Origin of the sequence: Runella sp. (genome assembly GCF_027484545.1) — a bacterium.
In the GTDB taxonomy this organism is placed as follows: domain Bacteria; phylum Bacteroidota; class Bacteroidia; order Cytophagales; family Spirosomataceae; genus Runella.
The window spans coordinates 1-10,594 of the sequence record NZ_JAIXST010000260.1 but is presented as its reverse complement, the minus strand read 5'-3'; the positions used below and the strand labels follow the sequence as shown (position 1 = coordinate 10,594).

Annotated in this window: 12 protein-coding genes; 8 read left to right on the top strand and 4 right to left on the bottom strand. The window is 43.5% G+C overall.

The annotated features are described in order from the left end of the window. The first annotated feature begins 174 nt into the window (after positions 1-174). The 6 genes from Q0081_RS23565 to Q0081_RS23540 all read left to right on the top strand — a co-directional run bounded on the left by Q0081_RS23565 (position 175) and on the right by Q0081_RS23540 (position 4,499). A complete protein-coding gene (locus Q0081_RS23565) occupies positions 175-2,208 on the top strand; it encodes a penicillin acylase family protein (protein WP_298359528.1) in 2,034 nt (677 codons plus the stop codon). Positions 2,209-2,229: 21 nt separating this feature from the next. Further along, positions 2,230-2,922 (top strand): sigma-70 family RNA polymerase sigma factor, encoded by a 693-nt coding sequence (locus Q0081_RS23560; RefSeq protein ID WP_310586523.1) that lies wholly within the window; start codon positions 2,230-2,232, stop codon positions 2,920-2,922. A gap of 61 nt (positions 2,923-2,983) precedes the next feature. After that, positions 2,984-3,325 (top strand): hypothetical protein, encoded by a 342-nt coding sequence (locus tag Q0081_RS23555; RefSeq protein ID WP_298359525.1) that lies wholly within the window; start codon positions 2,984-2,986, stop codon positions 3,323-3,325. A gap of 245 nt (positions 3,326-3,570) precedes the next feature. Then, positions 3,571-3,828: a hypothetical protein gene (locus Q0081_RS23550; protein ID WP_298359522.1), complete on the top strand. Its 258-nt coding sequence runs from the start codon at positions 3,571-3,573 to the stop codon at positions 3,826-3,828. 29 nt (positions 3,829-3,857) lie between these two features. Further along, positions 3,858-4,058 carry a hypothetical protein gene (locus Q0081_RS23545; RefSeq protein WP_298359519.1) on the top strand — a complete coding sequence of 67 codons (201 nt, stop codon included), beginning with the start codon at positions 3,858-3,860 and terminating at the stop codon, positions 4,056-4,058. Between the two features lie 24 nt (positions 4,059-4,082). Next, on the top strand, positions 4,083-4,499 hold the full coding sequence (locus Q0081_RS23540) for an Hsp20/alpha crystallin family protein (protein ID WP_298359516.1): 417 nt from the start codon (positions 4,083-4,085) through the stop codon (positions 4,497-4,499). A gap of 96 nt (positions 4,500-4,595) precedes the next feature. On the opposite strand, the gene Q0081_RS23535 is transcribed toward Q0081_RS23540, so the two are convergent. Together Q0081_RS23535 and Q0081_RS23530 are read right to left on the bottom strand one after the other, a co-directional pair. Next, complete coding sequence (locus tag Q0081_RS23535) at positions 4,596-5,708, bottom strand: D-TA family PLP-dependent enzyme (protein WP_298359512.1); 1,113 nt, start codon at positions 5,706-5,708, stop codon at positions 4,596-4,598. 68 nt (positions 5,709-5,776) lie between these two features. Continuing rightward, the gene (locus tag Q0081_RS23530; RefSeq protein WP_298359509.1) at positions 5,777-6,544 is read right to left on the bottom strand and encodes a polysaccharide deacetylase family protein; all 768 of its coding nucleotides are present in this window, start codon (positions 6,542-6,544) and stop codon (positions 5,777-5,779) included. Positions 6,545-6,784: 240 nt separating this feature from the next. On the opposite strand from Q0081_RS23530, the gene Q0081_RS23525 reads away from it, so the two are divergent. Then, the gene (locus tag Q0081_RS23525) at positions 6,785-7,783 is read left to right on the top strand and encodes a ribonucleotide-diphosphate reductase subunit beta (protein WP_298359506.1); all 999 of its coding nucleotides are present in this window, start codon (positions 6,785-6,787) and stop codon (positions 7,781-7,783) included. Positions 7,784-7,907: 124 nt separating this feature from the next. Here Q0081_RS23525 and Q0081_RS23520 read toward each other — a convergent pair whose 3' ends face one another. Then, positions 7,908-8,522 carry a deoxynucleoside kinase gene (locus Q0081_RS23520; RefSeq protein ID WP_298359502.1) on the bottom strand — a complete coding sequence of 205 codons (615 nt, stop codon included), beginning with the start codon at positions 8,520-8,522 and terminating at the stop codon, positions 7,908-7,910. Positions 8,523-8,703: 181 nt separating this feature from the next. Here Q0081_RS23520 and Q0081_RS23515 point away from each other — a divergent pair, with 181 nt between their 5' ends. Beyond that, positions 8,704-9,678: a rhodanese-related sulfurtransferase gene (locus Q0081_RS23515; RefSeq protein ID WP_298359499.1), complete on the top strand. Its 975-nt coding sequence runs from the start codon at positions 8,704-8,706 to the stop codon at positions 9,676-9,678. Between the two features lie 136 nt (positions 9,679-9,814). Here Q0081_RS23515 and Q0081_RS23510 read toward each other — a convergent pair whose 3' ends face one another. Next, positions 9,815-10,264: a nuclear transport factor 2 family protein gene (locus Q0081_RS23510; RefSeq protein ID WP_298359496.1), complete on the bottom strand. Its 450-nt coding sequence runs from the start codon at positions 10,262-10,264 to the stop codon at positions 9,815-9,817. Between the last annotated feature and the right edge of the window lie 330 nt (positions 10,265-10,594).

Genomic DNA, 10,594 nt, shown 5'->3' with positions numbered 1-10,594 from the left:
TTGTGTTTGAGTAGCTAACTGGACTTGAAGTTGCGATATGTGTTCTTTATCTGTCAATGGGCAATGGTAAACCTTTTTATTCAATTTAACTAACATGACTCAGAACCTGAGTCGTAACTAAAGTTTTTTTGGGAAGTTTTTTGTAAATAACGGCTAAATAACCCTTAATTATCCATGAAAGGCTTCTTCTTCGTATTAATTTTTATCACTTCCCGCTCTTTTGGCCAAATCAATCCTCAAAATGTAACCATTGCGCGTGACCAATGGGGCGTACCGCATATTTTTGCTAAAACAGACCCAGAAGTGGCGTATGGCTTGGCCTACGCCCACGCCGAAGATGATTTTAAAACCATCCAACTTATTTGTCTGCCCGCCAAAGGGAAATTGGGCAAACACCTTGGCAAACAGGGCGCTTCCGTTGACTACGTGGTAGAACTGCTGCACGCTCCTGAGTTGGTCGCTGCCGAATACGAAACCTCTCTGTCGCCCGATTTTAAAAAAGTCATCAATGGTTACTTACAGGGGCTCAACGACTACGCAGCTCGCCATCCCGACGAGGTCTTGGTAAAAAGTATTTTTCCGGTTACACCTCAAGATTATTTCAAAGGTGTGGTGTTGTCTTTGGCCGTCATCTCAGGCGTGGATGGCACCTTACAGCAGATTTTCGGCGGTAAAGTTCCGACCCTTGATTTTTTGAAAGCGGCGGGTTCCAACGCCATCGCCATTCACAAAAGTAAAACCACCGACGGCCAAGCGTATTTGGCTATCAATTCCCACCAACCGCTCGAAGGCCCCGTGGCTTGGTATGAGGCGCACCTTTGCAGCGAAGAAGGATGGAATATTCTGGGTGGCCTTTTTCCGGCAGGTGCTACGGTTTTCCACGGCGTCAATGAGCATTTGGGATGGGCACATACCGTAAATGGACAGGATAAGATAGATGTGTATCAGTTGGAAATCAATCCAACTAATAAAAACCAGTATCGTTTTGATGGACAATGGGTTGACTTGGAAAGCAAATCGGTGAAATTGCGGGTAAAAGGCATTCCGTTTCCGATTAAAAAGAAGGCCTATTGGTCAAAATACGGAGCGACGGTAGTTACTAAAAAAGGGACATTTTCCATCAGAACGGGAGCAAATTTGGATTTGCGCGGGGTAGAACAATGGTATCGAATGAACAAAGCCCGTTCGTTTGCGGAGTTTTATCAGGCCCTCACCATGACGGCCATTCCCGGATTTAACATCGTTTATGCGGATGCCGACACGATTTTTTACGTGAGCAACGGAAAAATCCCCCTACGCGACCCTGCCTACAACTGGAAAAGTACCTTGCCCGGCAATACCTCCAAAACGCTGTGGACGGCCTATCATCCGCTCAAAGAGTTGCCCCAATATATCAATCCAGCAGGCGGGTATCTGTTCAACATGAACCATACGCCCTTCAACGCCACGGCTCCTGCTGATAATCTAAAAGCAACCCAATTTGACCCCACGATGGGCTACGAAACCTTTGACAACAACCGCAGTGCACGCTTTGTAGAGTTGATGCAGAACACAGGAAAGTTAAACTACGAAACCTTTAAACGCTTTAAATACGACGGACAATTACCCCAAAAATTGAAGTATCCTGTGGATGTTAATCCTTTCTTTTCGCTAAAATCTTCCGATTATCCCGATGTCAAAGACTTTATTGAAACGCTTCAACAATGGGATCGCCGTACGGGAACAGAAAGCAAAGGCGCGGCTATTTTCCTCGGTGTTTATACGTATTTGAAAAACAATTCAACTGATAAAAATCAACTTTCCGCCGAAGAGTGTGCGGCTATTTTACGTTTTGTAAAAGCCGATTTCCAAACCCATTTCGGCCGAACGGACATTAGTTTGGGAGATTACCAAAAACTCGTGCGCGGTACCCACGAACTGCCCGTGTGGGGGTTGCCTGATGTCATTACGGCCATTCATTCAACTACTTACCGCGATGGAAAGCTGAAAGCACAGGCGGGAGAATCGTACATTGAATTGGTGCGTTTTGAAAAAGGAAAGCTGCCCCTTATCGAAACCGTGAATTGTTTCGGAGCGTCAAATCATGCGGACAATCCTCATTACGCTGACCAAATGGAACTGTTTCTTCAACAAAAAACCAAGGCGATGACCTTGGACAAAACAACGGTCCTGAAAGAAGCGAAGCGGGTATATCATCCTGGGGAATAGAAGGAATCGGAATACGAAAAAATGGAGAATGGAGGTACGGAATTTCCCTCTGTGTTTCTCCGTGCCTCTGCGGCAGGCGTTCCTGTGGTTGAAAAAAATAAACGATGCTTTTTAAAGGAATTTCCCAAGCTCTACGTCTATATAGGCAATCACTTACATTTAAAATTGGCACAGGCAAAATCCAATATCGTACAAACCATCAAAAAGTACAGCAAGCAGTTGTTTGGCTTCATTCGTCAGCGCGTAAACAGCGACGAAGATGCCGAAGACATTTTGCAGGATGTATGGTATCAGTTGAGCAGTCAGCCAGAAGTGGAAGCGATTGAGCAAGTGGGAAGTTGGCTGTATCGCGTAGCCCGAAATCGCATCGTGGACGGCTACCGCAAACAGCGTCCTGAGCGCCTAGGAGATTATGGCTACGAAGACGAGGAGGGCGAAATCTATTTTACTGACCTCCTGATAGCCGACGATGGAACGCCCGAAACGGAATATTTACGCGAAATTTTTTGGCAGCAATTGATGGACGCGCTCGGCGAGCTTCCCGAAAATCAGCGTCAGGTATTTGTATGGAATGAATTGGAAGATGAAACGTTTCAACAGATTTCGGACCGTACCAGCGAAAACATCAAAACCCTTATTTCCCGCAAACGCTACGCCGTGCAACACTTGCGCCAACGCTTGGAAAGCTTATATCAGGATTTGGTTGAAAACTAACCTGAGCCTAATTTCCCTTTAAAAATGACACTCGATTAAAAAAATCAATACCTGTAAGAACATGAGAAGACATCCTAATTACAGACCTCACTTTTTACTTTTTCCCTTGTTTGCAGTGGCTGCGGCCCTCCTAATGGGAGCAGTGGTTCGATTTCTGTGGAATGCGATTTTGCCCGCATTGCTGGGCGTCGCGGTTATTTCATATTGGCAGGCAGTGGGCTTGCTGGTACTGTGCCGCCTTTTGTTCGGCAACTTTGGTCGCGGCTCCATGGGAGGTAATCCACGCTGGAAAAACAATGAAGGTGCGCGACCCAGACCGCCTTGGCGCGAAAAATGGGCCAATATGACCGATGAAGAACGCGCCAAGTTAAAAGAAGAATGGAAAAGACGCTGCGGACGTTAGAAAAGCGTCTTTCATAAAAACAATGGAACACGGATGATACAGATTAAACCGCAACGGCGGACCGTAGATTTGAACCGATTTTTTTTATAAAATCCGTATTTATCTGTTTGATCAGTTATATCCGTGTTCTATGTTTATTCCAAATAATTGAAAATTTTTCAAAATTCTTTAAAGTAATTTCCGAGTTCATTCGTCATCCTTCTTGTACAGCATTTGTACACAAAATTTAAAACCAAATTACAGCTATGTTTACGCAAGTATTAAGAGTCATTGGAGCGGGGCTTCTGGGTGGCTTGTTTTTATTTATCCTTCCTTTTTTATTGTTGAAGGCATTTTTGTTCTTTTTGTTTTTCGGATTGGTCTTCCGACTCTTCATGGGACGTCGCCGTCGTAATTGGAGACGCCAATACCAAGCCTACTACACCCCTTATGAAGATGTAACGGGCAAGTTTCGTAAAGAAGGGTTAAAAGACGACTTCCAACAGCCAACTATCAAAATCTAAGGAACCTCTAAACTATTTATTGAATCAACATGAATCGAAGAACCAAATGGGTCTTGGGCGTGACAGTCGCGCTCATTACCGCCGCAAGTTTGCGCTTTACAGTGGGTCATCCCTATTGGGGACACCACCGTCATCAGGGTCAACACCATCACCAATGTGAAAGCCGTTGGCATCAAAAAGGCGAATCGGGCCAGGAAAAGCTCCAAGCCGAACCACAAACCAATCAATAAACCAACAAACTAATCATACATACAATGCATCATCATGGAAGATGTGGACACGGACATCCTGGAATGGGATACGGCCACTATGGAAAACAATTCGGGAGAAACTTTAGCGGCGGACAATTCCGTGTGCCGGTCAACGTCCTGAAAACCGACAGTACGTACGAAATTTACGTCATTGCTCCCGACCGGGCCAAAGAAGATTTCAAAATCAATTTGAAAGGAAACGAGCTGACCATTTCGTACCAAGTCAAAGAAGAGGCTGAGGAAACCAAAAATTGGATTCGTAACGAATTTAAGAAAGCCTCGTTTGAACGCAGCTTCTTCGTGGACGAAACGATTGACTCGGCCAACATCAAAGCGGAATACCACAACGGGATTTTGCAGGTAACGTTACCAATTGTGCCAGGTTCTGAAAAACCCGCGCAGGAAATTTTTGTAGCGTAGTTTTAATTGTTTAGGCGGGGCCGCCCGTGCGGTTTACCGTTTAGTGTTTACGGTTCAATAACCATAAAAACAGTAAACCCTAAACTGTAAACTTTACTAAACTGTAATTCTCCTCTTTCTTCCCAATACCTGCCAAGTGTCGGTAATCATTTGATTTTCTACCACATAAACTTCGTCGTACAGGTTAACCGTAGGGCAAACATGGTACGGAACTCCGTACAATACATCGCCTACGTTGACGCTCTCCCAATCCTGTACCCGAATCACGCCATGTTCTTCGCTTTGACTGAGAAGTTCGTAATTTTCTAAATTCAAAAAACGAATCCGTTTATCAATGGGGTTTTCGGCAGCAACGGCTTTATGGCCCATGTCTACCGTAATCAATCCTTTTTGGGGCTTTGAAATTACCCGTGTCAATACTACAGCGGCGTATTCAAAAGGCTGCTCCGGAAGTTTATCGCCGTATCCCCAATCCCACAGCACACACGTACCCGGACTGCAATAAATTTCAGCGTGTAGGGCGTGAGCCGTAAAGGTAGGAGTACCACCGGCTACGATCAATGGCTTGGGCAACCCTGTTTCAGCAATGGCTTCTAAAAAATGCTGCACATCCACAAAACCCGCTTCCACTTCGTGTTTACGCGTTTCAAAATCGGAGGTACGCAAATGCCCGTCATACACGTGCAAGCCTTGGCAGCGTAAGTTTGGCAGAGCGTGCAGGTGTTTATACAACTCTAAAATAGAATCATCAAGCGGATGCCCCGAGCGGTCCATTCCACTGTTAATATCTAAAAACACATCGCTCAACAAACCGTACTTTTCAAAAGCCGCGTTGTGTTCGTCAGCTACTTCTGTACAATCTATTAAAGAAGCGATCACTACCTCGGGATATTTTTGACGTAAAGCTATCAGGCGCTCAATTTTGGGACCCATTAATTGATGGGCAATAATTAAACGTTTGGCACCTGCTATCGCTGCCATTTCAGCTTCGGCAATGGTAGCACATTTGAATTTTGTAACCCCCGCTTCCAGCAGCATTTTGACTACCTCGGGCATTTTATTGGTTTTTATGTGCGTATAAAGACGCTCCGCATCTCCTGCAATCTCAATCATTTTTGAGATATTTTGCTGAACACGCTCTTTGTAAATGACCAAAGAAGGAGAATCGGCTTCCGACTCGTTTTCGAGCTTATACCATGGAAGAGTCATAAATGGTTGGGTCGATATTTGAAAATTTATGTTAAATCGAAAATCAGCAATCGAAAATCGTCCATCCTTTAAAATTGCTTGCCCCACTTTACTTTCCAGGCAAAATCCTCCAATGAATCCGTACCCCGAATGTCTATTCGCTGAATCTCATACGGTTTTGAAAGTGGCCAATTATTAAGGCGATTGCCAATACGAAAGGCCATTGAAATACCCATTTGAGACATGACCTGTTGCATAAACTTCTTACGGTTCTTGTCTTTGGGGCGACTGCCGTATGGATAGGCAAACGCAGGAACGAAAGGCAATTGATGGTCTCGAAAAAACTGAATGTTTCGGCGCAGGTCTTCTTCCAATGCTTCCTCGGACAAATCCCCATAATTGCGGTGAGTATGGGAATGAAGTCCCAAGTCAAAGACCTCCGGGTCAAGATTTCGTAACGCTTCAACCGGCAAAAGCGGCTCTGCTTTTGTATCCCACTGACTGCTATCGCCTACGTAGGCAGTAGGCACAAAAATCGTTGCACAGGCTTCATGTTTCTTCAAAATAGGATAGGCGAGTTCAAGATTATTAACGTAGGCATCGTCGAAAGTGAGCACAATGCCGTTGGAAGGCGGAGAAGAGAGATTGAATAAATTTCGAATGGAAATAAAATCATAGCCTCGCTTTCGAAGATAAAAAAGGTGTTGATCCAACTGCTCTGTAGTCACTGTCAACATATCCCGGCGACTGTCATCTACCTTGTGATACATCAACACGCGCAACTTTCCATCCTGCTTGCGAACAAGCCAAAAAGAGAACAGAGCAAGTACCAACAGTCCACCAATGATGAGTACCATACAAAACGCTTATACGTAGAGTTATAAATAAAAAAAGAATTTATCGTGCGAATGTCTTGATAACCTTAAAGTTGTGTGGACTTAAATATAACTTTTCTTCACAAAAGCACTTTGCAGAGTAACTTGTTGTTTAAACAGTCCCTCAAAGTTAATAAATTTGTTACGCTAATACAGCACTCACTTTTTAAGTATTGCTAAATAGTTAACGATTCCCCATAAACTTTTTTAAAGCTTATTTATATGTCACAGTCTTTAGTTGCCAACGTAGAAGAGCCAATATTGGTCGAAGATCCCAACCGTTTTGTATTATTTCCAATCAAGCACTACGACATTTGGCAGTTTTATAAAAATCACGTGGCAGCCTTTTGGACCGCCGAAGAAATTGACCTTGCTTCCGATATTCAGGATTGGGAACGGCTTAATGACGGTGAGCGGCATTTTATTTCACACGTATTGGCGTTTTTTGCAGCCTCAGATGGTATCGTGAATGAGAATCTGGCCGTCAATTTTCTGAGTGAAGTGCAATATGCAGAAGCCAAATGTTTTTACGGTTTTCAGATTGCCATGGAAAACATCCACTCGGAAACCTATTCATTGCTGATTGATAGTTACATTAAAGACCCTACTGAAAAGGACAGAATGTTACGGGCCATCGAAACCATTCCGTGTGTTCAGAAAAAAGCGGAGTGGGCGTTGCGTTGGATCGGAAACGGTTCTTTTGCCGAGCGTCTTATCGCTTTTGCTGCCGTAGAAGGCATCTTTTTCTCAGGTTCGTTCTGCTCTATTTTTTGGTTGAAAAAACGAGGCTTGATGAAAGGTCTATCGTTCTCCAACGAGCTCATTTCCCGTGACGAAGGTTTGCACCGCGATTTTGCGTGTTTGCTTTATACCGACCACATCGTCAACAAATTACCTGAAGATACCGTCTATGACCTGATTAAAGACGCCGTAGCCATCGAACAGGAATTTGTGACGGATGCACTTCCCGTATCGTTGATTGGAATGAATTCCAAGCTGATGAATCAATACATTGAGTTTGTAGCCGACCACCTGTTGGTATCCTTAGGTTTACAAAAGATTTACAATGTCACCAATCCTTTCGACTTCATGGATATGCTTTCGCTCCAGGGCAAAACCAATTTCTTCGAGAAAAAAGTGGGTGAATACCAAAAAGCTGGGGTGAAAAATTCCAGTAAAGAAAGTAATGTACAACAACTGAGCTTCGACGCCGATTTTTAGTTCACAGTAGTCAGTGCACACGGGGCCGCCCGAGCGGTTTACAGTTAATAACAGAAAAAGGAAGCGATGGCTTCCTTTTTCTGTTATTAACATTCACTTCTCGCTTCTGTTTTCTCGCTCCTTATTATCTGTACCCCAACGCCTTGTTCATTTGTTGAACGATTAAATCAAAATCGGCGGGATTGTTTTCAAAATCAAGATTATTGACATTAATCGTCAGTAAGGTCCCGTCCAAATAGCTGTGCTCGAAATTTTCGTACAACTCATTTAAGTTCAACAGATATTCATCCGAAATGCTTTGTTCAAAATCACGCCCCCGTTTTTGGATTTGGCTACGGAGTTTTGGTAGGTCTGCCTGAAGATACACAATCAAATCAGGAGCTTTGATGGCATTCATCATAGTTTCGTACAACATCAGGTAATTTTGATAGTCGCGATCTTCCATCAATTTAGAATCGGCCAGGTTTTTGGCGAAGATAAATGCATCCTCGTAAATGGTACGATCCTGCACCACAGTTTGGTAATGCATGGAGCGGATTTTTTGCGCTTGTGAAAAACGGCTGTTGAGAAAGAAAACCTGTAGGTTGAAAGACCAACGGGCCATGTCTTCGTAAAAATCGGCTAAATAGGGGTTGCCTTCTACGGCTTCATACAAGACGCCCCACTTGTAATGTTCTGACAGTTTGCGGGCCAGCGTGGTTTTGCCGGCGCCAATGTTTCCGGTAATTGCAATGTGCATTGGGGTAAAGATTAATCGTTATAGAGAGAATTGTTTAGTATTTCGTAGTTATTTAGACTGCTTGCTTATCAAAAAGTCAGCGAATATAGCGAGTTTAGCCATTTTTCATTCATAACTGATGATTATCAATTTTTGACTTCTGAAAATTTGTATTTTTGCGGGAAAGTTATCTGTTTTTGTGATGAAGCCTTATAGTGTTCTTTTGTATTACCAATACGTTCCCATCGAAGATACGGAAGCGTATCGGGACGCTCAACATGAGTTTTGCGTTAAAAATAATTTATTGGGTCGTATTATTATTGCTCCCGAAGGCCTGAATGGCACGGTGTCGGGCTTACCCGAAGATTGCGAAGCGTACATGAAGTGGGTGAAGGAAGACCCGCGTTTTGCTACCATTGATTTTAAAGAAGAAAAACACGAAGCCCACGCGTTTCAAAAATTACACGTGCGCCTGAAAGAAGAAATTGTAAATTCTGATTTGCCCGTTGACCCGCTCAAACAAACCGGTATTCATTTGGAGCCTTCGGAATTTAAACAAATGCTTCACGAAGACCCTGATTTGGTGGTGATTGACATGCGTTCCAATTACGAACACAGTGTGGGTAAATTTAAAGATGCCATCACGTTTGACATGGAAAATCTGCGTGAGCTTCCCGACCACATCAAGGAAATCGAACACCTCAGAGGCCAAGGCAAGAAAATCGTGACCTATTGCACGGGCGGTATCAAGTGCGAAAAAGCCAGTGCGTACCTGCTCGACCAAGGGTTTGACAATGTGTATCAGCTTCACGGCGGCATCATTAAATACGGTCTGGAAGCGGGCGGCGAAGATTTTGAGGGCAAATGCTACGTGTTCGACAATCGCCTCACGGTGGATGTCAACCTAGTGAACCCTAAAGTGATTTCAAAATGCTACGTGTGCGGCACAGCCTCTGACCGCATGGTCAACTGCGCCAACAACGACTGCAACATCCACGTGGCCATGTGCGAAGAGTGTGGCTGGAAAATGGAAGGTGCCTGTTCGGAAGAATGTAAATGCAGTCCCAACAAACGGGTGTACAACGGCACGGGTTATTATCCCAAAAAGAGCGACCATTACACGCCGTTGCAGGGATTGAAGAGTTTCAAAAAATCAATGAAAAAAGAAGAAGCCTAAAAATAGAAAAGCATAAAAAAACGGCGTTACAGAAATGTAAGGCCGTTTTTTTATGTGGTTACCGATCAAAAACTACTTGGTAAGTATTTATACAGAATTGAAAGTTGCCTTTTGCCTCACTTGCAAATTTGCCCCCTTACTTAAGCGGCGTAGAATGCATTTGGGTCAAGAGCCATTTTTTATTCTTTCTTACTAAAACGGCACTTTCTAGCCAACGCACGGTTCGTTTTGCATTCATGTCTGCATTAGTAAGATAAGCCGTATTGAAATAACTGACCCAAGCCACGTCTTGTTTCACATTGAATTTGATGAATTTAAACTCATTGGTTCGTTTCCAAGTGCGTTTCTGTGCCTGTCTTTTATGAATGATACTCCGCAGTGTATCCGCGTTCCAAACGCTCCCTGCTTCGTACAATTCAAATTCGGGCGTACAATTCTTCTCAAAAAACTTCATGTCATCCTGCACAAACAGCTCGAAAAAATCGGCAATGGTGCTTTTAACTTCGGTGGTATCTTTTGCCAAATTCTGAGAAAATCCGACCATACTTACACCAAACAGGATCAGAAATACGAGGCTTTTTTTCATTGATTTTTTTTGTTGGCAAAATACAGAATGTTACTGAAAGCATGAATGTTTTCTTCACTTTAGTCAGCAGCTAAATTCTGTAATTGCTCAATAGCATTATTATATATTGATAATCAATTACTTATGTATTGTGAATGTGATAGAACGCGGATGACGCAGATGCAAGCAACACGGATTTTCGCTGATTTATTAAAAAACCTGTGAAAATCCGCGTTGGAACATCTGCGTCATCCGCGTTCCATTTTTTAATGAACTGATAATCAGCATAAAATAAGTCTAATAAATTCCTGCTTCAATGCCTGATACGCCGCATCGTCTTTGGCCTGAAAC

What these genes read in the sequence shown, in the direction of transcription:
- Q0081_RS23520 (WP_298359502.1), bottom strand. Translation starts at nt 8,522, where the DNA reads ATGCACATTGCAATTACCGGAAACATTGGCGCCGGCAAAACCACGCTG.
- Q0081_RS23515 (WP_298359499.1), top strand. Translation starts at nt 8,704, where the DNA reads ATGAAGCCTTATAGTGTTCTTTTGTATTACCAATACGTTCCCATCGAA.
- Q0081_RS23535 (WP_298359512.1), bottom strand. Translation starts at nt 5,708, where the DNA reads ATGACTCTTCCATGGTATAAGCTCGAAAACGAGTCGGAAGCCGATTCT.
- Q0081_RS23530 (WP_298359509.1), bottom strand. Translation starts at nt 6,544, where the DNA reads ATGGTACTCATCATTGGTGGACTGTTGGTACTTGCTCTGTTCTCTTTT.
- Q0081_RS23545 (WP_298359519.1), top strand. Translation starts at nt 3,858, where the DNA reads ATGAATCGAAGAACCAAATGGGTCTTGGGCGTGACAGTCGCGCTCATT.
- Q0081_RS23555 (WP_298359525.1), top strand. Translation starts at nt 2,984, where the DNA reads ATGAGAAGACATCCTAATTACAGACCTCACTTTTTACTTTTTCCCTTG.
- Q0081_RS23525 (WP_298359506.1), top strand. Translation starts at nt 6,785, where the DNA reads ATGTCACAGTCTTTAGTTGCCAACGTAGAAGAGCCAATATTGGTCGAA.
- Q0081_RS23550 (WP_298359522.1), top strand. Translation starts at nt 3,571, where the DNA reads ATGTTTACGCAAGTATTAAGAGTCATTGGAGCGGGGCTTCTGGGTGGC.
- Q0081_RS23540 (WP_298359516.1), top strand. Translation starts at nt 4,083, where the DNA reads ATGCATCATCATGGAAGATGTGGACACGGACATCCTGGAATGGGATAC.
- Q0081_RS23565 (WP_298359528.1), top strand. Translation starts at nt 175, where the DNA reads ATGAAAGGCTTCTTCTTCGTATTAATTTTTATCACTTCCCGCTCTTTT.
- Q0081_RS23510 (WP_298359496.1), bottom strand. Translation starts at nt 10,264, where the DNA reads ATGAAAAAAAGCCTCGTATTTCTGATCCTGTTTGGTGTAAGTATGGTC.
- Q0081_RS23560 (WP_310586523.1), top strand. Translation starts at nt 2,230, where the DNA reads ATGGAGAATGGAGGTACGGAATTTCCCTCTGTGTTTCTCCGTGCCTCT.